General features: G+C 43.0%; 20 protein-coding genes and 1 pseudogene. 9 read left to right on the top strand and 12 right to left on the bottom strand.

Features of this window, described 5'->3' with window-relative positions:
- The first annotated feature begins 4 nt into the window (after nt 1-4).
- Nucleotides 5-1,444, top strand: a complete 1,440-nt coding sequence (gene bglA / locus ACQCVE_RS13160; protein WP_426863084.1) for a 6-phospho-beta-glucosidase BglA — start codon at nt 5-7, stop codon at nt 1,442-1,444.
- A 96-nt stretch (nt 1,445-1,540) separates the two neighbouring features.
- Here bglA and ACQCVE_RS13155 read toward each other — a convergent pair whose 3' ends face one another.
- Nucleotides 1,541-2,032 carry a LiaI-LiaF-like domain-containing protein gene (locus ACQCVE_RS13155; protein ID WP_426863083.1) on the bottom strand — a complete coding sequence of 164 codons (492 nt, stop codon included), beginning with the start codon at nt 2,030-2,032 and terminating at the stop codon, nt 1,541-1,543.
- A gap of 64 nt (nt 2,033-2,096) precedes the next feature.
- The gene (locus ACQCVE_RS13150) at nt 2,097-3,083 is read right to left on the bottom strand and encodes a L,D-transpeptidase family protein (RefSeq protein ID WP_426863082.1); all 987 of its coding nucleotides are present in this window, start codon (nt 3,081-3,083) and stop codon (nt 2,097-2,099) included.
- 233 nt (nt 3,084-3,316) lie between these two features.
- Here ACQCVE_RS13150 and ACQCVE_RS13145 point away from each other — a divergent pair, with 233 nt between their 5' ends.
- Nucleotides 3,317-3,502 carry a hypothetical protein gene (locus ACQCVE_RS13145; protein ID WP_426844816.1) on the top strand — a complete coding sequence of 62 codons (186 nt, stop codon included), beginning with the start codon at nt 3,317-3,319 and terminating at the stop codon, nt 3,500-3,502.
- Between the two features lie 202 nt (nt 3,503-3,704).
- On the opposite strand, the gene ACQCVE_RS13140 is transcribed toward ACQCVE_RS13145, so the two are convergent.
- The 3 genes from ACQCVE_RS13140 to ACQCVE_RS13130 all read right to left on the bottom strand — a co-directional run bounded on the left by ACQCVE_RS13140 (nt 3,705) and on the right by ACQCVE_RS13130 (nt 7,534).
- Nucleotides 3,705-5,165 carry a glycoside hydrolase family 32 protein gene (locus tag ACQCVE_RS13140; RefSeq protein ID WP_426863096.1) on the bottom strand — a complete coding sequence of 487 codons (1,461 nt, stop codon included), beginning with the start codon at nt 5,163-5,165 and terminating at the stop codon, nt 3,705-3,707.
- A gap of 21 nt (nt 5,166-5,186) precedes the next feature.
- A complete protein-coding gene (locus ACQCVE_RS13135) occupies nt 5,187-6,422 on the bottom strand; it encodes an MFS transporter (protein ID WP_426863081.1) in 1,236 nt (411 codons plus the stop codon).
- A gap of 128 nt (nt 6,423-6,550) precedes the next feature.
- Nucleotides 6,551-7,534: a LacI family DNA-binding transcriptional regulator gene (locus ACQCVE_RS13130; protein WP_426863080.1), complete on the bottom strand. Its 984-nt coding sequence runs from the start codon at nt 7,532-7,534 to the stop codon at nt 6,551-6,553.
- A gap of 408 nt (nt 7,535-7,942) precedes the next feature.
- Between ACQCVE_RS13130 and selD the strand changes: the two genes are divergently transcribed.
- From selD to ACQCVE_RS13110, 4 genes are all read left to right on the top strand, one after another.
- Nucleotides 7,943-8,995, top strand: a complete 1,053-nt coding sequence (gene selD, locus ACQCVE_RS13125; RefSeq protein WP_426863079.1) for a selenide, water dikinase SelD — start codon at nt 7,943-7,945, stop codon at nt 8,993-8,995.
- A gap of 21 nt (nt 8,996-9,016) precedes the next feature.
- Nucleotides 9,017-10,057, top strand: coding sequence for a tRNA 2-selenouridine(34) synthase MnmH (mnmH, locus tag ACQCVE_RS13120; RefSeq protein WP_426863095.1), 1,041 nt, complete (start codon nt 9,017-9,019; stop codon nt 10,055-10,057).
- A gap of 181 nt (nt 10,058-10,238) precedes the next feature.
- Nucleotides 10,239-10,595, top strand: a complete 357-nt coding sequence (locus ACQCVE_RS13115; RefSeq protein WP_426863078.1) for a type II toxin-antitoxin system RelE/ParE family toxin — start codon at nt 10,239-10,241, stop codon at nt 10,593-10,595.
- A gap of 239 nt (nt 10,596-10,834) precedes the next feature.
- Entirely contained in the window at nt 10,835-11,116 is a 282-nt protein-coding gene (locus ACQCVE_RS13110) for a helix-turn-helix domain-containing protein (RefSeq protein WP_426844823.1), read from the top strand.
- Nucleotides 11,117-11,249: 133 nt separating this feature from the next.
- On the opposite strand, the gene ACQCVE_RS13105 is transcribed toward ACQCVE_RS13110, so the two are convergent.
- The 3 genes from ACQCVE_RS13105 to ACQCVE_RS13095 all read right to left on the bottom strand — a co-directional run bounded on the left by ACQCVE_RS13105 (nt 11,250) and on the right by ACQCVE_RS13095 (nt 13,716).
- Nucleotides 11,250-11,984, bottom strand: a complete 735-nt coding sequence (locus ACQCVE_RS13105) for a transposase (protein ID WP_426863077.1) — start codon at nt 11,982-11,984, stop codon at nt 11,250-11,252.
- Nucleotides 11,950-12,300: a CopG family antitoxin gene (locus tag ACQCVE_RS13100; protein WP_426844825.1), complete on the bottom strand. Its 351-nt coding sequence runs from the start codon at nt 12,298-12,300 to the stop codon at nt 11,950-11,952. Before ACQCVE_RS13100 ends, ACQCVE_RS13105 begins: the two co-directional genes overlap by 35 nt.
- Nucleotides 12,301-12,744: 444 nt before the next feature.
- Complete coding sequence (locus ACQCVE_RS13095) at nt 12,745-13,716, bottom strand: aldo/keto reductase (protein WP_426863094.1); 972 nt, start codon at nt 13,714-13,716, stop codon at nt 12,745-12,747.
- A 96-nt stretch (nt 13,717-13,812) separates the two neighbouring features.
- On the opposite strand from ACQCVE_RS13095, the gene ACQCVE_RS13090 reads away from it, so the two are divergent.
- Nucleotides 13,813-14,253 (top strand): MarR family winged helix-turn-helix transcriptional regulator, encoded by a 441-nt coding sequence (locus ACQCVE_RS13090; RefSeq protein WP_426863076.1) that lies wholly within the window; start codon nt 13,813-13,815, stop codon nt 14,251-14,253.
- 102 nt (nt 14,254-14,355) lie between these two features.
- On the opposite strand, the gene ACQCVE_RS13085 is transcribed toward ACQCVE_RS13090, so the two are convergent.
- Complete coding sequence (locus ACQCVE_RS13085; protein WP_426863075.1) at nt 14,356-17,256, bottom strand: DUF3427 domain-containing protein; 2,901 nt, start codon at nt 17,254-17,256, stop codon at nt 14,356-14,358.
- A gap of 108 nt (nt 17,257-17,364) precedes the next feature.
- Nucleotides 17,365-17,766, bottom strand: a complete 402-nt coding sequence (locus ACQCVE_RS13080; RefSeq protein ID WP_426863074.1) for a (deoxy)nucleoside triphosphate pyrophosphohydrolase — start codon at nt 17,764-17,766, stop codon at nt 17,365-17,367.
- Between the two features lie 239 nt (nt 17,767-18,005).
- Between ACQCVE_RS13080 and ACQCVE_RS13075 the strand changes: the two genes are divergently transcribed.
- Nucleotides 18,006-18,698 (top strand): hypothetical protein, encoded by a 693-nt coding sequence (locus ACQCVE_RS13075; RefSeq protein WP_426863073.1) that lies wholly within the window; start codon nt 18,006-18,008, stop codon nt 18,696-18,698.
- Nucleotides 18,699-19,166: 468 nt separating this feature from the next.
- Nucleotides 19,167-19,760 (top strand): Ltp family lipoprotein, encoded by a 594-nt coding sequence (locus ACQCVE_RS13070; RefSeq protein WP_426863072.1) that lies wholly within the window; start codon nt 19,167-19,169, stop codon nt 19,758-19,760.
- A gap of 521 nt (nt 19,761-20,281) precedes the next feature.
- On the opposite strand, the pseudogene ACQCVE_RS13065 reads toward ACQCVE_RS13070, so the two are convergent.
- Both ACQCVE_RS13065 and ACQCVE_RS13060 read right to left on the bottom strand, forming a co-directional pair.
- Nucleotides 20,282-20,720 (bottom strand): annotated as a pseudogene (locus ACQCVE_RS13065) (recombinase family protein); the annotation flags it as partial.
- A gap of 147 nt (nt 20,721-20,867) precedes the next feature.
- On the bottom strand, nt 20,868-21,251 hold the full coding sequence (locus ACQCVE_RS13060; RefSeq protein ID WP_426863071.1) for a hypothetical protein: 384 nt from the start codon (nt 21,249-21,251) through the stop codon (nt 20,868-20,870).
- Nucleotides 21,252-21,257 lie beyond the last annotated feature (6 nt).

The following is a 21,257-nucleotide window of genomic DNA, read 5'->3' as shown; positions in this document are numbered from 1 at the left end:
CATTATGACAAACATACCGAAAAATTTCCTATGGGGCGGAGCATTAGCTGCTCACCAGTTTGAAGGCGGATGGAATGAAGGCGGCAAAGGACCGAGCGTGGTGGATGTGATGACGGCGGGTGCCCATGGCGTCCCAAGGAAAATCACCGACACAATTGAAGAAAATGAGTTTTATCCGAATCATGAAGCCATTGACTTTTATCATCATTATAAAGAAGACATCGCCCTGTTTAGTGAAATGGGCTTAAAATGCCTGCGCACATCGATTGCCTGGAGCCGGATTTTTCCTAAGGGAGACGAACCGGAACCGAATGAAGAAGGCTTGCAGTTTTATGATGATGTATTCGATGAACTTCTTAAATACGGTATCGAACCGGTAATTACACTCTCCCACTTTGAAATGCCGCTTCATTTGGCAAGAGAATACGGCGGCTTCCGAAACCGGAAAATGGTCGATTTCTTCGCAAAATTCGCAGAGGTCTGCTTTAAACGGTACAAAAATAAAGTGAAGTACTGGATGACCTTTAACGAAATTAACAATAAGATGGACGTTAACAATCCGCTGTTCCTCTGGACCAATTCAGGCGTTCAAGTAGAGCCGGGTGAAAACGCGAAAGAGATCATGTACATTGCCGGCCATCACGAGCTGCTGGCGAGCGCCCTTGCTGTAGCAAAAGGAAAAGAAATCAACCCCGACTTCCAAATTGGTGCGATGGTTTCTCATGTCCCGATCTACCCGTATTCCTCAAATCCGGAAGACATCATGCTCGCTGAAGAAACGATGAGACAGCGTTATTTCTTCCCGGATGTACATGTCCGCGGGTATTATCCAAGCTATGCCTTGAAAGAATTTGAACGCGAGGGCTACCAAATTCCGATTAAAGAAGGCGATGACGACATCCTGAAAAACGGAACCGTTGATTATTTAGGCTTCAGCTATTACATGTCCACCACCGTCAAAAGTGATGTCGTTCAGGACAATGCGGGGGATATCGTAAACGGCGGCTTGCCAAACGGTGTCGAAAACCCGTACATCAAATCAAGCGACTGGGGCTGGGCCATTGATCCAACCGGATTGCGGTACACGTTAAACCGGTTCTATGACCGCTACCAAATTCCGTTGTTTATCGTAGAAAATGGATTCGGCGCAGTCGACACGGTAGAAGCAGACGGCTCCATCCATGATGACACAAGGATTGACTACTTGAAATCCCACATTGAAGCTTTTGAAAAAGCGATAACCTACGACGGCGTAGACCTGATGGGCTACACACCATGGGGCATCATTGACATCGTCTCCTTTACAACCGGCGAAATGAAAAAACGATACGGAATGATTTATGTAGACCGGGATAATGAGGGCAATGGAACGATGAAGCGGCTTAAGAAGGATTCGTTTTACTGGTACAAAAAAGTAATGGAAGACAACGGAATCAAAGCATAAATAGAAAGCAGGAACCGGAGATGGTTCCTGCTTTTTTACCTGCAGCATAGTGAGGAAGGCATAAAGGGAGAACTAAGCTCCCTGTCCCCTCATCGCTTATTCATTCTTATTAGCAGCCGTCTTCAACACATAGTAAAGTCCGAGACCAATAATAACGATTGGCCATATAAGTTGAATAGGAAACAAATTCCGGGCCAGAAAATACAAGGAGAACACAGTTAGGAAAAATACAGGAATGAGAAGGCCTTTTGCTCTTCCGCCAAACAGCCAGAGTTCAAAAAGCCCCACAGCTGCCGCCAGCATATAAAGAGGCCATGTGCTGCCTGCATAGCTCCATCCTGTTACTGATCCAAACAAAAACAACAACCCGAGAACAAGCATGACACCTGCCGGGACAAGAATACCGGCACTCTCCTGTGTCCGCGTGCCGCGGAAAAAGGTTATGTGGTAATGAACCGAGATAGCCAGTAAAATAACCGGCCACGAATACTTCCATATTGAATCAATCCACCCAAAAGATTGGACCAGGAAAAGAAGCCCGATTAGAATCAAAAACCAACCAAAATGAGAGCTATGCCCGTTTTTCATCCTTCACCTTCCCGCCGCCTCTATCCACTTTTATGCTTAAGACCTGTGGCACATGCTATGAAATTTATTTCACCAGTGCCCCTTTTGTTGCCGGACCCGCTATTCCATCTACAGCAAGTCCCCTTGCACTTTGGAATTTTTTCACGGCTGCTTCTGTGGCAGGCCCGAAAATCCCATCTACGCCCTTTGTCGAGAATCCCTTTGCCGTAAGGCGCTGCTGCAATTCAGAGACAGCCGCCCCCCGGCTTCCTCTTTTTAAATTCCCGCTCTTTTTCAAAGCTGAGTCATTAGAGGGCTTCGTCTGAGCAGGTGGTGAGCTTTTCAGCGCTCCCCATACTTGCGGTCCGGCAATTCCATCCACGGTTAACCCCCGGGCTTTTTGAAAGCTCAAGACCGCTCTTTCTGTATTTGAACCGAATATTCCGTCAATGCCATTCGTTCGGTAGCCAATACCGGTTAATTTACGCTGCAGGTCCGTGACGGCCGCTCCCCGGCTTCCCTTTTTCAAAAGCGGATAGGCTGAGCCCGGCGACTCTCCGCCGCTTAATGCCCCATACATTTTCCCGAGCGAACTAAACGATTTTCCAGAAGTGGTAATAACAACAGGTGTGTTAATCGGAACCTGGTTATACAGCCACTCCACCTCATGATCATACATTCTGACGCAGCCGCTGGATACATACCCGCCAATGGATGCAGGGTTGCTGTTGCCATGAATGGCATACGTCGTCCCCCAAGTTCCCCGCGGATTCAGGCCAAGCCACCTGTTCCCGAGTGGATTTCTCGGATCCCCGCCTGGAATCCCCTTGGAATAATAAGGTCTGTTGACAATTTTATTTACCACTTTAAATTTCCCTTCAGGTGTAAGAGACTGGCTCCTCCCTGTACCGACCTTAAACACTTTTCTCAGACTGCCATTTTCAAAATAGCCCAGCTGGTTGACTGCCTTGTTAATAATGATCATTTTGCCGGCTGCAGCATTGGCCGGTTCACCGGCAAGAAAGAAAAGAATGAGCAAACTGCTGAAAAAAACGAGACACTTCTTTGCCAAAAGCCTCCGCCCCCTATTTCCGAATTATGGACCATTTAACTATATGCAGGGAAAGTTTGGGCAATATCACCAAACAGCCAACTTACACAATTCAATTAAAAAGCGACATGAAATAGAGGATTATAGGGCATTGTGAAGAGATTTGAAGATAAGTATTTATTCTTTTCAGCAGGAAATTAGCCTCTGCTTATAAAAAATTAAGAGTAGTAAAAACGAAAGGCGGCTGATGAAGAATGAGTCCTGATTTAACATTGCAGCAAATTGCCGAGGGAATTCCAAAATCTGTCCTAAACGCGACAGACAAGGATTTAGAAGGTTTTCAAAAAATAATGGAAGAAACCATTAAATTACGGGAAAGCCACAAAAATCTGCAAAAGCTGATCCGGAGCTACTCAACTTCTGTGATTCAGAGGTCGTGACTTAGCATAGGGCTATAGGAATTGGCCTTAGTTAGAGACACTTCACTCTAAAAAGCAGTTAAGCAGAAAAAGTAAATTCCAGCCATATCATCAGCATTCAAAAAGGTATTGGATTTTTAATCCAATACCTTAATTGTGTTTATGGTTTTATTTTTGTCTCTTCTGCAATGTTGATTTCTCCAACTTCTCTATAGAAGAAGTCTTATTCCCAAATATCTTTTAATGTCCAGTACGTTAAGCCGCTTACCTGAGCATTTCCATCTTCGGCAAACAATTCAATGCCCAGTCTTTCTTCTTTAGGATAAATACGGCTAGTCATCACTGCCTGCCCTTCATTCGCAAAAACTTCAATTGACGATCGGTCGATAAAGAACCGCAGGGATAGGCGGCCATCGGCTTGAAGAACTGTACTTCTGATCCCATCCTCCCCTTTCCCGGATTTGGAGCAATCCAGCACAAGCTTCTGTTCATGGATTTGATATTTGATGGTTGTTACCTCTTCGTTTACTCCACGGATGTGGATCCCTGCAGTCTTAGCATTCGTTTTAGAAAGGTCAAAATCGGCTCTTACTTCAATGAGGTCCTCTTTCGTTTCAATTAAAAATTGTCCGGAGACGGTTTGATCCACACACACATGATGCTCAGCTTCCCGAAGCAGCTCGAGTTCCTGAACAGGACTCATTTGGATTTTGCCGTTTTTTCCTGCAGTCAGTTCACGGGGAAGTGTCAGCGCACCGGCCCATCCATCCTCCTTGGTTGGCATGTCTGATTCCCACATGTCCATCCATCCAATCGCAATCCGGCGGCCCTTATCATCAAGGAACGTTTGAACCGCGTAGAAATCATGACCATGGTCCAGCTCATTGAAGGACCCATGCTCGAATTCATTTGTTTCGTAATAGTAAGCTCCGGTGAGGTAACCGGTCTGGAATAAATTTTTGCAGGAGTCCCCTTGGGCATCCATTCCTTGAGGAGAGAACAGCAAGACGTGCTTGCCGCCGAGTTCAAAGAAATCCGGGCATTCCCACATGTATCCGAGTGTTCCATCGCTTTCAGCCAAAACACCGATGTATTCCCATTCTCTTAAATCCTTTGATTTATACAAAACAACTTTCCCGGTTTCCTCTTTTCTCGTCCCTAAAACCATATACCAATATTCCTCATGCTTCCACACTTTCGGATCACGGAAATGTCCGGAGCCTTCAGCCGGAATTTCAGAGATAACCGGATTTAACGGTTCTTTTGTAAAATGAATTCCGTCTGTTGAGGTGGCAATGCATTGAGATTGGTCCAAAATGTCTTTTTCACGGTCAATAAACAAGTTTCCGGTATAAATCAAGGTGAGTACGCCGTCATCATCCACTGCACTTCCAGAAAAACATCCGCCTTTTTCATATTCTTCGGTTGGAGCAAGAGCAATTGGCAAGTGGTCCCAGTGAACCAGATCCTTGCTTTTCACGTGGCCCCAGTGCATGGGTCCCCAATTTTCATCATACGGGTGATGCTGATAAAAAACATGGTACTCTCCATTGTATTGAATCAATCCATTCGGATCATTGATCCAATTGGCTGGAGCCATAATGTGGTAGCCCAGTCTAAAACGCCCGTTTACTTTTGATTTTGCTTTCTGGAGCGCTTCCTCCGCTTGCTGAAGTTCATTCATTGTTAACATGGATAAACCCTCCTATATTACCTTTTGTAATTTTCTTGTATGATTGGTTAGTTTCTCTTTAGAGTTTACAAGAGTAAACATGGATAGAACAGTGAAGAAGAGAACGAATACTCCCATGATCAGGTACGATTGGCGGAAGCCGATCTGATCGTATAATGATCCCGCTAACGGCGATAGAATGGAAGCTCCCACCTGTGAGGCAAATTGGAAGCCAACCAAGTAAAGAATGGATGAAAGTCTTGTATCAAAGTTTGCTGCCAGGTACTTGAAGATGGCAATCAGCATAATCGGCAATTCTAATGCGTGAATGAGCTTCATGGATGAAATTCCGATCGGCTCGAACACAAGACCAGATCCGATGATCCTAAAGGCCATCAGGAAGCCCGCAAGGATTAAGCTTCTTTTAGCCCCAAGTCTGTTTACAATCGCTGGAGCCAGAAACATCATTCCCGCTTCCAGGAATACTTGGAATGAATTCAAATAGCCAAATACCTGATTCCCCATCGCCTCTGTTGGGAATAAGGATGAATAATAGATCGGAAACTGCTGGTCATAAACGGAATATACGCAAGTAACTCCGATTACGTAAAGCATCAGGAGCCAGAAGTCTTTTAAGAGAAACAGCTGTCCCACATCCTTCAGCGTAACAGACTCCGCTCTTTCAACCTCCGAATTTGTCATTTCCACCTTAATTGAAACGATGATTGCTACTAGTATAACGGCCGATGCAGAAGCGATCCAAAAGTTGATAGCAGGGTCAATGTTGTACAATTGTCCCGCAAAAAAAGTAGCGGCTGCCCAGCCTAATGAACCCCACATCCTTGATCTTCCATATTCAAAATGATATTTACGGCTGATCTTTTCGATATAGGACTCAATTGCCCCTATCCCTGCAAGAAAGGCTGCGCCCAGATAAATTCCCCCGACAGCCGCCCCCAGTAAGACATTGTATTGCAGCAGAGGGCCATATACATAAATATAGAAAGGGCCCACGAATACAAGCATCATGCTGATTACGAATAGAATGTTTTTCTTCAGCCCGATTTTATCCGAAATATATCCATATAACGGCTGCATGCACAGAGCAAAGATAGCGTTTACAGAAAAGACAATACCGGTTTCAGCCCCGTTGAGATTGATCTCCTGTCCAAGCCAAATGGAAAACAGAGAATAACTCGATGACCAAGTGAAAAAGAAAAAGAAAAAATATGCACTTAGCTTAACGTAAAGACCCTTTGAACCCTTCATATTCATTTCCCCTTTTAGCTATTTAGTAAAATATGAAAGCACTTTCAATACCATCTTATGTCAAGCGCTTTCATATGTCAACCGGTTGACATAGATTAAAATAAAAAAACACCGCTTCATGCGATGCTTCAAACCGTGTTTCCCCTTAATAGCTCTACCGGAAGCTTTGTTTCAAGGGGAATATCAGAAAATTCTCCTTCAATTTCCTTCATAAGAATGTCCATAGCCGTTTTTCCTATTTGAGGAATAGGCTGCTTGATTGTAGATAATCCCGGCATTAAAATCCGCACAGTCTCCGTACCATCATAGCCGATCACCTTCACATCACCAGGGATATCTTTGCTGTAATTCCGGGCTTCATTTATAACGGCAGCAGCAAACAAATCATTTGTCGCAAATACACCGTCCACTTCAGGGCATTTACTAAACATTTTCCTGACCACTGCCTGTTGGCTTTCCTGATTAAACACTTCAGGAATTTCATAAATGATCGGGGCTCTCCCGTGCTTCTCCATTAAATCAATATACGCTCTTCTTCGCAATCTGGCAGGTGTTTCTAATTCTCCGGCCCCATCTATTAAAACAATGCACTTACACCCATTTGCAATCAGCAGATCTGTTGCCTTCTTTCCGCCTTCGTAGTTATCAGAGCTCACAACCGGAATGGTCTCTGAAAGGTACCGGTCAATGGCCACAACGGCCAGGCCCTGTTTATGGTAATCAAGGATTCCCCGATTATGTGTCCCGACGATAATCCCATCCACTTGATTTCTCAGCAGCATTTCCAAATATTTTTCCTCTTTATCCATCTGATTCAGACTATTGCACAGCAGCACTTTGTAGCCCAAGGAGGCACTGATGCTTTCAATATGATAGGTAAGCTCACCAAAAAAAGGATTTGCAGTCGTAGGCAAGATCAGACCTATTATGTTCGATCTTTTATTGAAAAGCGAACGGGCCACATCATTTGGAAAATAATTCAATTCATTCATTGCCTTTTGAACTTTATCTTTCGTTTCGCTGCTTATATAGCCCCGATTATTCATCACCCTGGATACTGTAGTGGGTGAAACACCCGCCAATTTTGCCACATCTTCAATTTTAGGTTTCATCCCTTAATCCTCCTGCGAACCTGTAAGGCTATGTGTATACTAACCAGAAAGCGCTGCCAATTTTACTTTAAAGGCTGGAAATCCATCTGCATAAACAGTCGCTTTCCCCCGTACAAAAGCAATCGGCCTTTCCGGGAACATCAATGGCTAGCAAGATGCGCCATCATATTCTTCCATAATCTTTAGAGCTATTATATCATTTTTACCTTCAGTTTCTAAGGTGATTAGGAGAACTTAACAAGGTTTGGATTGCTTCATTTTTCAAGAAACAGTTATATGCTCCCCCACATACTAAAAAATTTGAAAGAACCAGTTTTGATTACAGGATGCGCCACACACCTCTCCCATGCTTTTTTCAGGAAGGTATTTTATAATGAGGACAGTGATAATAGAAAGGTTGGCGTCATAATGACTCAAAATATAAAATTAACATCCCTATCAACGAAAGGCGGCTGCGGCTGCAAAATCGGACCGGCTGATCTGCAGGAGGTTATCCGCACTCTTCCCCCTGCCGTACCGAACCCTGATTTGCTCGTCGGCCTCGAGACGAGTGACGATGCCGGTGTGTACCGTCTGACGGACGACCTTGCAATTGTTCAGACGCTTGATTTTTTCACCCCGATCGTTGACGATCCGTATTCCTTCGGCCAGGTGGCAGCTGCGAACGCGATCAGCGACATTTATGCGATGGGGGGCAAACCGCTGACAGCACTGAATATCGTCGCTTTTCCAATCGCAGAGCTGGACAAGCAGATTCTCGCTGACATCCTGCGCGGTGCAGGCGATAAGCTGAAGGAGGCCGGTGCGACACTTGTCGGCGGTCATTCCATCGAAGATAAAGAGCCAAAATTCGGTTTAGCGGTAACCGGAACCGTCCATCCTGATAAAGTACGTGCCAATGCTGGCGCAAAACCGGGTGACAAATTGATTTTAACGAAGCCGATCGGCGTCGGCATCCTGACCTCTTCCCTAAAGAGAGATTTGTTGAATGAAGAAGAAATTTCCCGAGTCACCGAAGTGATGGCGACGCTGAATAAAACAGCAGCCGAAACGATGGCACAATATGACGTGCACGCGTGCACCGATGTAACAGGCTTCGGGCTGCTCGGCCACACATCTGAAATGGCAAAAGGGAGCAAAGCGGGCATCCGGATTGCAAAAGAGGCGGTCCCTGTTCTCCCGAGAGTGCGGGAGCTTGCCGAACAAGGCGTTATTCCGGGCGGAACGAAAAACAACTTCGCCCATTTGCAGGGAGACGTTACCTTCCCGAAGACCATGGACCAGATTGACCAATACATTTTATGTGACGCAGTGACGTCCGGCGGGCTGCTCATTTCCGTGGCAGGCAGCGAAGCAGACGCTTTACTTAAGGATCTTCTCGATGCAGGCGTCGAAGCAGCCATAGTCGGAGACGTTACAGCCGATCATCCGGGACACATCACGGTTTCGGAGAAGCGTTAACGGGAGAAGGGCGGAATGACGGTGTTTCAGGACTTACATGTTGACCAGTTATTAGAGATGCAAAACGAGAAGAAAATTACGGCGGTCGATGTCAGATCCCCGTCTGAATACAGAGAAGCGACCATTCCGGGGGCCTTGAACATTCCCCTTTTTAACGATGAAGAACGTGCCGAGATCGGCACCATCTATAAACAGGTCGGCGTTCAGGCAGCTAAAGACCGCGGTCTCGAAATCGTGTCGGCAAAGCTTCCGGAATTCATCAAGACCTTCAGCGCAATCCCCGGACATAAGGCCGTCTTCTGCTGGAGAGGCGGGATGCGGAGCCGGACGTCTGCGACAGTGCTCGACCTGATGGGCCTCAAAACGTTCCGGCTCGACGGAGGTGTCAGAGCCTACCGCCGCTGGGTTGTTGACAAAATTGAAACCATCGACTTCCAGCCGGCCGCCTATGTACTGAATGGCTATACCGGATCAGGCAAAACATGGCTGCTGCACAGGCTGAAAGAGCAGGGCTATCCGGTCCTGGACCTCGAAGGCATGGCAAACCACCGGGGTTCAATCTTCGGCCAGATCGGGCTTGAGCCCCATAACCAGAAGACCTTCGACTCTCTTTTGATGAAGGACACCCTTCCGCTCCAAACCTCCCCTTTCGTTCTCCTGGAAGCGGAAAGCAAGCGGATCGGGAAGGCTGTACTGGCTGAGTTCATCGCCAAAAAGAAAGAACAGGGCACCCAGCTGTTCCTCGACATCCCAAGGGCCGAGCGCGCCCGGTTCCTTGTCGAAGACTACAAACCATGGGAGCACCACGACGAATGCATGAAAGCCTTCAACCGGATCAAAACCCGGATCCACACCCCGGCCGCCGCACAGATTGAAACCTCCCTTCAATCCGGAGACTACATAGAAGCGGTTGAGCTGCTGCTGGAATACTACTATGACCCGCGCTACGAGCATACCGCCCAGCGGTATCCGGAGGAGAGCAGAATCACGATTTCTGTGAAAAATGCGGAGGAAGCACTTGGGGAGCTTGTGAAGGTTTTGCCGGTGCCGGTTAGGAAATGATTGTTGATATTGAAGCACTTTACTGGGGACAGTGAGGTGCTTTTTTTACTTAACACAAAATTGAAGGTCACATTGCTTTCTCATATTTATCATATCTATTGACTAAAATATAACGTTTTAGTTATAATCGAGTCGTAAATAATAACATATTTGTTATCATTTTTTGAAGCGAGGGAATAATATGAACTACGAGGTAATCTTTTATGAAGATGATCGTGGTCGTTCCCCTGTTAAAGATTTCTTAGACCAATTAGATGCCAAAGCCGGGAACAGCAAGCAAGCAAAACAGTTATTAAGCAAGATTGTTTTGTACATTGAAATTCTGCAGAAGTCAGGATCACGTTCTGGGTTGCCATATACTAAAAATATAGGCAACGGAATTTGGGAACTGCGTCCAAAAGATCATAGAGTTTTTTTCTTCGGATGGGAAGGAAATAAAATCGTTTTACTTCACACCTTTAGAAAACAAACACAAAAAACTCCCCAAAGAGAAATTGACCAAGCAGAAAAAGAGATGGCTGATTGGCTGATTGGCTGATCAATGGAAAAAGAAGAATGCAGGGTACATTATAATCTATGAATGTTAAGGGGAGTAGAACGCTCCCCTCATTCATAAAAGGATTGCCGCAGTTGGCTGATCAATGGAAAAAGAAGAATGCAGGGTACATTATAATCTATGAATGTTAAGGGGAGTAGAACGCTCCCCTCATTCATAAAAGGATTGCCGCAGTGATTAAAAACAAAAGCTAATTAAAATCGGGAAAAGAGGTGAAGCATATGGATTGGGCTGACTACAAAAAGCAAATTACATCGTTAGATCAATCTGAGATCGAGCAGATTGAACTTGTCGCCCAGCTAATCATTCGTCGGAAGACGTTAGGCTTAACTCAAAGAGAACTGGCAGAAAGAACCGGACTAAAGCAAGCGGCTATTGCACGTCTAGAAAGAGAAGGGGCTATTCCCCGCCTGGATACCCTCGAAAAAGTTGCAAAAGCATTAGGTCTTAAACTCACGCTTATAGATGAAAACGCAACTTCAAAGGAGGTCGTTTCATCCTGACTTCTTAAACAAAGGGATCTAATCACCTTCCTCTCCGGGAAGGTGATTTTTTTGGCTAGAGCGAGCTCTAATGCCCTTAATAAGCATATTACGCAAGTCCAACATCTCAAGACTATCAATCTTTCATCTGTTATCATGACTTCTGCTTCCCGGTTTCTTTTCTTTTTTCCTCTAATTCCTCTTCGATCTTTTTCGCTTCTTCTTCAAGAGTATTCAAGTATTGTGAAGGAGTTTTAGTTACTTCAACTTTTTGAACTTTCTCTTTTGCCGCACTGGCTTTTATATGGGTCGAGTCAGTCACCACTATTTCTCCTGTTACCAGCCCCTCCCTAATACAGAGCTGAACCACATGGTCGAAGATTTCCTGAAACACCTTCCCATCCTTGAATCGTCTGCGGCGATTCTGACTAAATACAGAGTGGTCGGGAACAGGATCTGTCAGATCCAGCCCTAAGAACCAGCGATAGCCAACATTTAATTTCACATCTAATTCCAACTTGCGTTCGGAATCAATATTGAAAAGATAGCCAATCAACAGCATTTTATACAACAAAACAGGATCAATGGATTTGCGGCCAACTGGGGAGTAGTACTTTTCCATCTTTGTATAAATAAAGGAGAAATCAATCTTTTCTTGGATTTTTCTCAATAAATAATTAGCAGGAACAAGCGCTTCTATATCAATAAATTCTAATTTCCCTTGTGAATCTTCTTTACGTCCCATCATAAAAATACCCCCAAATAAAAAATCGGTGTTGAATAATAATTCGACACCGATCTTAGGAATTCCTATTAGATTGTCAACAGCCCCGGGAGGGTGGTTTTTTTGTGCTTCAGTACAAAATTTTCTCTCTTTTCTCTTCCTCATAGACCCTTTCTGCCACAAACTGCTTCAATAACGTCTGATAGGGTACATTCTTCTTTTCAGCCACCTTCTGAAGCCGGGACAGCAGGTCGCTATCTATTCTAAGGTTGATGGGCTTAGTGGACTGCTTTCGGGGTAAAGGCAAATCTTCCTCATCCTCAATGTGTGTGGCATTCAGCAAGTCTTCGCTCATAGCATGCTTCTCCCAAAATTGCTTTGTTTCTTCTTCACTCATATCTTGAGGAATTTCATTCAAATCATCTATAAAAATTCTGCCTAGCTCATCCATTCTTTTCTTCTTTCTTCGAGCCTCACCCATCTTTATTGCCTCCTTTTCCTATTGTATGATTTTCGTTCTGTTTTCGTTGCATCCCATCCTGTATTAGGTCTAATCTTTTTCTCACGCTTTGTATAAATGATGGCCAGTAACCGCCCAACTTCTGTCATGCCAATAATTTTTCTATTTCCACTATGTGCATGATGTATGCTCCGGTCCAGATCGTAAAAAGCTTCTTCTGCTTCCTGTGGTGAAATGTCATGCTGAAATATATGCTAGATATTTCCTCTGTCCCAATCGCACACAGACCTCACTCCTCCTACTATTTCCGTATCCACATCTGTATATACATTATATTCTGTAGCGTTGCATAATACAATTCTGGACTGAACTGCCTCATGTTCCCGCTACAAAAACTACCATTCAGAACAAATAAAAAGAACGCTGCACCAGCGTTCCATTCTTCTTTTGAATTAAAAGCTTTAATCACACCAGCCCATGCGGCACATACAACTCTTCCAAACTCCTAATCTCTTCATCCGTCAATCTTACTGACAGGGCCTCCACTGCATCCTCAAGATGACCCAACTTTGTCGCTCCAATAATCGGAGCTGTGACTTCCTCCTTCTGCAGCAGCCAGGCCAGTGCAACTTGAGCACGCGGGATTTCTCGTGCAGCTGCCACTTCCGCTACTCTCTCTGCTACTTTCCGGTCTGCTTCCTCGGATTTAGCAAATAGTCCCTTTGCAATCTGATCTCTTTCTGACCTTGCCGTCTGCTCATCCCAGTCTCTTGTCAGGCGGCCGGCTGCTAATGGGAGATAGGGTGTGACTCCGATGCCTTCTTCTTTGCAAAGCGGCAGCATCTCCCTCTCTTCTTCTCTGTAAAGCAGGTTCAGCCTGTTTTCCATCGAAATGAACTTTGTCCAGCCGTTTCGGTCTGCCGCATGCTGGGCTTTCAGGAATTGCCAGGCAAGCATGGAGGATGCGCCTATGTACCGCACCTTCCCTGCTTTCACTAAATCATGCAGGGCTTCCATCGTTTCTTCAATCGGTGTATGAGGATCCCAGCGGTGAATCTGGTAAAGGTCCACATAATCCATCCCGAGCCTGCGCAGGCTGTTGTCAATCTCGGTCATGATCGCTTTGCGGGAGAGCCCCATTCCGTTCGGCCCCTTCCGCATTGGAACGAAAACCTTCGTTGCCACCACCACTTCATCCCGCCGCGCGAGATCCTTCAATGCCCTCCCAACAATCTCCTCACTCGTTCCATCTGAATACATATTCGCCGTACTGAAAAAATTAATCCCCAGATCCAGTGCTTTCTGAATGATCGGCCGGCTATCCTCTTCCTTCAGCGACCACGGTGCATTTCCCCGTTCAGGCACACCAAAGCCCATACATCCAAGACACAGCTGCGAAACATCCAATCCCGACCGGCCAAGCTTTACGTAGTTCAACACATAATCATCCCCCATCCCTATTAGGTTGATACGTCAACCTAAACACATTGTAGCCTCTTGAGGTTGATACGTCAACCGTGATAAACTATACTCATGAAAAAGAATCTGATCAGTCAAGAAGAAATGAATATATGGCACATGTGGAAAGGGTCCTACAAGACCATCTTCGGCCGCGTCATCAAAGACCTCACCGACAAAACCGGGCTCTCTGAAGGAGACTTCGGCATCCTCGACCGGCTCGATCAATTCGGCAATGGAGAGCTTCGCCAGCAGGAACTCGCAGACTCTATGGACTGGGACAAAAGCAGGCTATCCCACCACCTCACCCGCATGGAAAAACGCGGACTCGTCCGCAGAAAACCAGCAGACACAGACCGCGGGGTACAGGTCATCCTTACAGCTGACGGAAAAACAGCGTTGGATGAAGCCAGACCCGTTGTATCAGCAGCGATTAAAGAACATTTTTTGAGTTTACTGACGGAGGAGGATGTGGCGTCGATTGGGAGGATTGGGGAGAAGGTTAAAGAGGACTAGCCACTAGCCCATAAAAAAACAGACTCTCTGTTTTAGGAAGTCTGTTTTTTTACGGTTGTCGCCCTACTTCATGTACGTTAAATTTTCTTTGTCCAACCCTAATTAATTTATCAGCTCTTCCCCATTCACTAGGTATTGATAGATCTTATAATCGATCGGCTGCTCCATCACCATATGAACATGAACAACCGGAAGCTCTTTTCCATTAGCAATCATCTTGCTTTGGTTAATGTTTTCCTTATCGGGGTGTGCCTTGCCTAAGTAATAAAAATCACTACCTTCTCCATCTTCCTTTTTCACAAAGATATGAAGATCAATGTTGGCTTCATCAGCTTGGATAATCTCCTTTACTTCTTTTGATTCAAGTGTTCGATTACTTCTCGTAAACCATTTTAGTAGATCCTGACTTAAAAATTCGTCTCCATAATTTATGCTTTCTTCTACTTCACTTTTCTTATGATACGTAATGAAAATGGGGCATGTTTGGTGCTTTGTTTTGTATCCATATACCGTTGAGCTTTCGTCATTTTCCCAATTGAGGAGCTTACAGACATCCTTTCGCGAATACTTCTGATTAATGGTTAGCAGCTGATCGCATTTAAAGGATTTTGTCTTAACCTTGGCACTTTTTATAAGATCTTCAACCATTCTTCTAAAATAGGAGTTGGTTGAAAGCCGATCCTTCACCAGCTGGCTAAAAGCAAAGTCTGTTCCTTCTGATTCAACAATTGGTAGCTCTCCGTATTTTTTTCGGCTAACTTGTGTAAAAAAGGAAAGATCGAATACTCGACGAACAGAGGTAAGGGTCTCAGCACTCATTTGACAATTAAGATCAAGCAATTTTTCAGTGAATAGCTGAACACTTACTTTATCTTGCTTCATCAAAAGGTCTAGTAAAACAATTTCATGCAGTCGTTGTCCATTCAATACCTCTAACGAGAGCATCGTGAGGACCTTGCTTTCATAATCGGTAATAGCCGGAACATCCGCTTTCATTTTCTGTAAAAACTGATAGTAATTGAAATGCTCCTCCACGATTACGACTGGATCTATGGAGTTATGCTGGATAAAGTCATAAAGATCTGGAATTCTTCCGATGCGATTTTTCAGCTCCGTATAAGCCTCTTTTAACACTTTCAAAGATGTTAATTTACTGTTCGTAATTGCCTTAAATATTTGCTTCTTAGCAATTTCTTCAAAATTGATTGTTGATACGCCTTTAATATAGCTTGTATCCTTCACATGTCGGCGGATGTTGTCTTTGTTTTGTGATTTGTCCCCTGATAAGGCGACAGGAATTAAATAGTTGTTTTTATAGTTACCGATAAAATCAATAATGGTTACATACTCTTTGGAGAGGTGTTTACGAAGACCTCTTCCTAGCTGTTGAATAAAAATGATGCTGGATTGGGTTTGCCTAAGCATCACCACTTGATTGACGCAAGGAATGTCAATGCCCTCGTTGAAAATATCAACTGTTAGAACATAATCTAAAGCTCCATTTTCCAGCTGGTTTACTGCAAGAATTCTTACATCCTGCGAGTCGTCTCCCGTTAAGGAAACAGTACGTAACCCTCTATTGTTTAATTCATTGGAAAGCTTCGTTGCCTCATCTTTCCTACTACAAAAGATCAACCCCTTAACCGTTTCCCCAGAGTGTCCATAGTAGTTGAGCTTCTCGACAATATGATCCACTCTTTCTGTATCAACCAATTTTGAGAAAGAGACCTCTTCATCTAATAGCTGCCCATTATAAACCATGTCGGTGACACCAAAATAATGAAAAGGACAAAGCATTTCTTCCTCTAATGCTTCCTGTAAGCGTATTTCGTAGGCTATGTTGTAATCAAACAGCTGATAAATATTAAAATCATCTGTCCGTTCAGGTGTAGCCGTCATCCCCATCATAAACTTAGGTTGAAAATAGTCGATAACTCGACGGTAAGAGGTTGCCCCAGCTTTATGCACTTCATCAATTAAAATATAATCAAATTCTCTCGGATCAAATTGATTAAGATTTGCCTCTTTTGAAATGGTTTGAATTGTCGCAAACAGATACTTCGCTTGAGTCTGTTTGTTATTACCTGAGTAAATACCAAAATCAGATTCAATCCCTCCAAGGACCTTTAGAAAATCGGCTTTCGCCTTCGAAAGAATTTGTTCCCGGTGTACGATAAAGAGCATTCTCTTTGGAGCACAACGGCGTACATCAAACGCTGATAAATAGGTTTTTCCTGTCCCGGTTGCAGAGATAATAATGCCTTTATCTTTTCCGTTCTCTCTCACAGCAGCAATTTGCGATAAGGCTGCTTCCTGCATTTTATTTGGGACAATCTTTAAAGCTTCCTTCAAAGCATTCGTTTCATACGGAGCGGGCATTTCAACTAATTGATTGATTTCATTCGGCTGTGCTAGAGGGATGTATGACTTTTCGTATACTTCTATCCAATCTGGAGTAAGAAGATGTGCATTCTCCCACACTTCTTCAAACTGATTTTTAAAATGATGGATGATCTCCCCATCTTCATGAGAAGTGAGCTTCACATTCCACTCATAATTGACCTTTAGGGCATGAGCTGTTAAGTTCGAGCTGCCTACGATAAGTGAATAATGCGTAGCGTGTTTGAAAATATATCCCTTAGAGTGGAAACCTTTTATATCGGTTGTACGCACTTCTACATTTTCTAGCTTCAGTAGCTCTTTAAATACCTTCGGTTGGTTAAAGTTTAGAAAGGTAGATGTCAAAATTCGTCCACGAATTCCCTTGTGCTTTAAATCTAGCAAATGAGATTTTAATGTGGCTAAACCACTCTCTGTAATAAACGCTACGGAAAAAATAAAGTCGATGCTTTTCTCCAATTCCTCAAGTACAGCGTTTAAAACATTTTCGTTTTTTCGGGTGTTATTTACCAATAATTCAGGCCGAAAATGACCTGAGACTGTTTGTTTATCAATAAATCCTTTATGTAAGGAAGTCTTTAATTTCTCAACTAAATTTGACATAATATCCCCTTATTTACCAAGTATTCTTTAATTGTAAGATAATTTGGTAGATCCTGCAAATTTAGGAGAATAATAAAAAGCTACCCACAATTTGTGAGTAGCTCTCTACTAATTTGCAACAAATTCTTTTGAGATTTTTTCAATAGCAGGAATATCGGCTGGAGCCCAATCTAGTGTGTACAGCTCACTCGGCACTAGCCACTTCATTGCCGCATGCTCGGTTAAAACCGGTTTGCCTTCCTTCAGCTGGCAGTAATATGTAGTGAGGTGGACAATCCCGAAGTCATATTCATAAACCGTTGTTTCAATTTTTTCTCCGATTTCCACCTTGCAAAGCATCTCTTCTTCAATCTCCCGGCGCAGCGCTTCCTGAGGCGTTTCTCCCTCTTCAATTTTCCCACCAGGGAATTCCCATTTTAGAGGAAGCGCCTTCCCGTCTCCCCGCTGGGCACAGAGGATCTTGCCGTCTTCAATGATTACTGCGCCTACTACATGGATGTTCTTTTTCATAGCAGCCTCCTAAAACCGTCATTTTTTCTGTCCCCATTATAACTTACTAAAGAGAGAGTTGAAACGCACCCGCAAGGTAACCTGTCCGTATTGCTGGTAATTTGTTTTTCTGAATTTAAAAATAATGACAAGTATTTTGATTTCTCTTTTTACAATCCTAATATAATAGCGTAGAATTAATTAAGAAGATTTATCCAAATCTGAATAAAAAATACTTCTACTAGAAAGGAACTATTCAATTGAAGAAACACACAAAAAAGTATTCTTATTCCGCTCTATTTTTACTCCTTCTCTTGCTCACAGCTTGTCAAAGTGATCAGAAGGAAGCAGCAAAACCAAAATCTCCAGAGAATGAAACGGCTCCTCAATCTGAAAATGAAAATACTGCTTCTGAAACAGACACCGTAAAAGAAGAAGAAGAAGAATCAATGCCCACCGAGGAAACTTCAGGAGAAACAAAAAAGGAAGAAGTAAGCAGCACAGTTGAAAAAGAGGATGAAACGAAGCCTGAGGAGGCAGCCAATGCAGCTGAAAGTGAAGAAGATCTTTTGGCTGATTATTCTTCTGAAGAAGTTGAATATGCAAGAGTCTGGCTGCAGCTTGGGCCGAATCAGGAGATTGACGAATTAAATGTTCGCCTGATTCCAGCTGGAACACCGCTTAATCCTGATGATGAAACCAGTGCTGGCTATCCAGAGGATGTGATTCAGTTAGCAGGCTCCCGATTAGTAGACGGATCCGTCACTTACAGCGGGAATGGAGACGGAACGGTCAATGTCTATAATGTTCCATTGCGCTGGGATGGGCAGTACCCTGCCGGTGAACAATTTTATCAGGATCTAATCAGCAACACAAAAACCGTGTCGATTGGTACGGGAAATGATGAGGCAATTGTTAAGCTTATTAAAAAGATAAAGATCTCGCAGGGATGAATAAGCACACAGGTACATAACATCTGACCAATACAAGAGGGACGGAACATCAAGCGGCCGCTCCTAGCTCCAAAAAGCAAGTTTCCTTATAGGAAGCTTGCTTTTTTCTTTTAATGATCTTCTGCGCCCTCCACATCTTGCTGGTAAAAGGGCATTCGCCAGCGATTTCCTTCGTTATTTTAAAAAGGATGTTGTGAATGGTGTTTATTCGCTTTTCAAAACCAAGAATAGTCTTCGTACAATCTACGAGATTTCGATCCTAGAAAGCCTACTCCCAAAAAGTGTTAAAGATCCTAAAGACCTGAGAGGACAGTAACCATCCTCATATCCTTTCTTGGATTGATAGTAAACGATAAGCTGTAGGAGAATTTATTGTTTTTATCTTACAAAAATATTTCAGTATATTTACATATGTGTTACAATCATCTTCGTTGCAGTAAATATATACTATATGCGGGGGAAGTATAAATGCCTAAAGAAAAAGTAAAAAAACCATTCTACAAAAAATGGTGGGTATGGTTAATTGCTGTTATTTTCATTATCGTTATTGCTAATCAACCTACTGAAGAAACTGTTGCAGAACCTGATACTGAACCACTGGAAAAACTAGAGGAAGCTAATGAAAAAGCTGAGGAAGTAGTGGAACTATCTGATCAAGCTGAAGCACTTACTGGTGAGGATATGAACGGTGACGGTGAGGTAGTTGAGAAAGCAGTAGAAGAGCCTGTTGAAGAAGTTAAAAAGGAAGAACCAGTTTCGGAAGAACCTGAAATATCTGTTTCCCAACAAAATGCAATACAAAAGGCAAATGATTACCTTGACTTTTCTGCATTTTCTAAAAGTGGACTTGTTGAACAATTAACGTTTGAAGGATTCCCTGCTGACGAGGCAGCTTTTGCTGTCGATAGCATTGAAGTAGATTGGAAGGAACAGGCTGGTAAAAAAGCAAAAGATTATCTCGACTATTCTTCATTCTCAAGGAGTAGTTTGATTGAACAACTAGAATTTGAAGGATTTACCTCAGAAGAAGCTACGTACGGGGCTGACCAAGTAGGTCTTTAAGGTTAAGAAACCAAGCTACTATAGAGGACGCTGAAAAGCGTTCTCTTTTTGTTTGCTTAGGAAATGAGCTGCACAACTCTATGGACTCTCGAGATTGGGGACGCTAAATATTCAGAGGGCGATCCAGGTGGGGAAAGATGTGAACAGAGTTTACCTCTCAACATTAGAAACGGGATGCAAAGTGTTAGACATCGACATTCAGGAATTAATCCAGGTGGAGTAGTCCTTTTGGAATAGTAATCGTTATATGTACGTAAAAGCTGCGAAAAAATTTAAAAGGCTGTGAGAAAGCGAAGAAATGGCTTTGGAGAATAGAAATGATGGTAACTGATGATATGATGGTTATTTGCTTAACCAAATTAAAAGTAAATAGGGCATACGTTTTAAAGGTGTTGTACGTAATAAGGGATTTGTTATAACACCATATAGGGCTTACAGGGGTTACTCATATTCTCTGTATAAAAAATGCACTATTTGTTACTGGGTTGCCAAAAAAAACTTGAAAGGCATTGAGTCAATCGTTTGAGGACAATTTCAAGCCGTTGATATTGGTCTAATAACTCCATTAAGCCTTTGACCAAAAAATCGTTTGGGTCTTTTTTGTGAATACTGTAAAATGGCTGTTCAATGCTTTTAATATCACAGCAATATTTCTTTAGCTCTCGTTGCATCAGTAAATTGACAATATATGACAGATATAATCAGCTTGTGTTCAGCACTACCACATAATCAATCTGGACAGACGAAAGTGAGCCAACATCTCCTGAAAGCCCACCCTGTCTATTTCGAATGCTTCTTCATTTAGTTTTGCGCCACTAATTCCTTCGTCTCTAAAAATATGTATCAACTTCAATCCATGCTCTTTATAATATGCTTTAATTTCATCTTCTTGATATTTCAACTATATCCATCTCTTGCTTGCCCTTGAGTGGAGACTCGTATATACCCAACAACGTTCAACTTTTCACCCTCCCGTTACATAAATTGTAAGAGCTCTCAATTCTCAAACAAAACATTTTCTCATTGTCTCACTCAAATATCAGATGATTTAATATAATTTAATGTAAAAAACCTTGAAAGGCACTAAGCCAATCAAGGTTCAACATATCACTCAATAAAATCAACGCTTAATCTATCCACCAGAATTTGTACATTTTGATTATGAAGATATCCATAGTCGAAAAGCAATTCACTATCTACCTTAAATAATATGCCTGCGTCTATAGTACCATTATCAATATTCAAGGTACCTCTAATAGAATACGAAAAACTATCTCCTATCTGTTCAATACCTTTTTCATCTGAACCATTCTTAGAAATTACGAAATCATCAAGTATAGCCAATTCCATTTCAACTTGGTACTGTCCTCCTTGAATTATCTCAAAAGGACAGTGATTGATAAAAGCAACTAATCTTTGTCCATTAATTTCAAGTACAGCTTCTTCTTCAATTAAAGGACTTAATTCAATTAATTTTGCAGTATATTCCATGAAAGA

Source organism: Metabacillus sp. 113a (assembly GCF_050107635.1).
In the GTDB taxonomy this organism is placed as follows: domain Bacteria; phylum Bacillota; class Bacilli; order Bacillales; family Bacillaceae; genus Metabacillus_B.
Note: the sequence above shows the minus strand (reverse complement) of the source record. Positions and strands in the feature narration are given on the sequence as shown.

What these genes read in the sequence shown, in the direction of transcription:
- ACQCVE_RS13070 (WP_426863072.1), top strand. Translation starts at nt 19,167, where the DNA reads ATGCCTAAAGAAAAAGTAAAAAAACCATTCTACAAAAAATGGTGGGTA.
- ACQCVE_RS13130 (WP_426863080.1), bottom strand. Translation starts at nt 7,534, where the DNA reads ATGAAACCTAAAATTGAAGATGTGGCAAAATTGGCGGGTGTTTCACCC.
- ACQCVE_RS13085 (WP_426863075.1), bottom strand. Translation starts at nt 17,256, where the DNA reads ATGTCAAATTTAGTTGAGAAATTAAAGACTTCCTTACATAAAGGATTT.
- ACQCVE_RS13140 (WP_426863096.1), bottom strand. Translation starts at nt 5,165, where the DNA reads ATGAATGAACTTCAGCAAGCGGAGGAAGCGCTCCAGAAAGCAAAATCA.
- selD (WP_426863079.1), top strand. Translation starts at nt 7,943, where the DNA reads ATGACTCAAAATATAAAATTAACATCCCTATCAACGAAAGGCGGCTGC.
- ACQCVE_RS13145 (WP_426844816.1), top strand. Translation starts at nt 3,317, where the DNA reads ATGAGTCCTGATTTAACATTGCAGCAAATTGCCGAGGGAATTCCAAAA.
- bglA (WP_426863084.1), top strand. Translation starts at nt 5, where the DNA reads ATGACAAACATACCGAAAAATTTCCTATGGGGCGGAGCATTAGCTGCT.
- ACQCVE_RS13100 (WP_426844825.1), bottom strand. Translation starts at nt 12,300, where the DNA reads ATGGGTGAGGCTCGAAGAAAGAAGAAAAGAATGGATGAGCTAGGCAGA.
- ACQCVE_RS13155 (WP_426863083.1), bottom strand. Translation starts at nt 2,032, where the DNA reads ATGAAAAACGGGCATAGCTCTCATTTTGGTTGGTTTTTGATTCTAATC.
- ACQCVE_RS13110 (WP_426844823.1), top strand. Translation starts at nt 10,835, where the DNA reads ATGGATTGGGCTGACTACAAAAAGCAAATTACATCGTTAGATCAATCT.
- ACQCVE_RS13105 (WP_426863077.1), bottom strand. Translation starts at nt 11,984, where the DNA reads ATGAGGAAGAGAAAAGAGAGAAAATTTTGTACTGAAGCACAAAAAAAC.
- ACQCVE_RS13135 (WP_426863081.1), bottom strand. Translation starts at nt 6,422, where the DNA reads ATGAAGGGTTCAAAGGGTCTTTACGTTAAGCTAAGTGCATATTTTTTC.
- ACQCVE_RS13090 (WP_426863076.1), top strand. Translation starts at nt 13,813, where the DNA reads ATGAAAAAGAATCTGATCAGTCAAGAAGAAATGAATATATGGCACATG.
- ACQCVE_RS13080 (WP_426863074.1), bottom strand. Translation starts at nt 17,766, where the DNA reads ATGAAAAAGAACATCCATGTAGTAGGCGCAGTAATCATTGAAGACGGC.
- ACQCVE_RS13115 (WP_426863078.1), top strand. Translation starts at nt 10,239, where the DNA reads ATGAACTACGAGGTAATCTTTTATGAAGATGATCGTGGTCGTTCCCCT.
- ACQCVE_RS13060 (WP_426863071.1), bottom strand. Translation starts at nt 21,251, where the DNA reads ATGGAATATACTGCAAAATTAATTGAATTAAGTCCTTTAATTGAAGAA.